This is a genomic window from Adlercreutzia equolifaciens (assembly GCF_029076695.1).
In the GTDB taxonomy this organism is placed as follows: domain Bacteria; phylum Actinomycetota; class Coriobacteriia; order Coriobacteriales; family Eggerthellaceae; genus Adlercreutzia; species Adlercreutzia equolifaciens_A.
In genome coordinates, this window is record NZ_JARFIK010000645.1 from 1 (window position 1) to 287 (window position 287).

Consider the following 287-nt stretch of genomic DNA (forward strand, 5'->3'; position numbering starts at 1 on the left):
CACGGCAAAGTGCGCCGAGGACCGTCTTGGCGTGCCGCCGCCCCTGCTCATTCGGCGGCGCGCTGATCCACGCGCATGACATATACAGGATGGAGCCCGTCGGCAGCATGGCCCGCGGCCACGGTGGCGGCAATGAGCTCCCGTACGAAGGCATCGGCGCGCAAGCTGCACGTGGGCTTCGCTTCCAGCGTGAAGCGCAGGGTGTCCCCCTCGTGGCTCACCGGACCTACCAGGAACTCCTATACCACCAGGGTCTTTTCCTTCTTCTTGCGCACCACGGTAATGGT

At 65.2% G+C, this 287-nt stretch carries 1 protein-coding gene; it reads right to left on the reverse strand.

Annotation, left to right across the window (positions count from 1 at the left end; genetic code table 11):
- Positions 1-47 precede the first annotated feature (47 nt).
- On the reverse strand, positions 48-221 hold the full coding sequence (locus PZH32_RS13955; protein ID WP_275208865.1) for a hypothetical protein: 174 nt from the start codon (positions 219-221) through the stop codon (positions 48-50).
- Between the last annotated feature and the right edge of the window lie 66 nt (positions 222-287).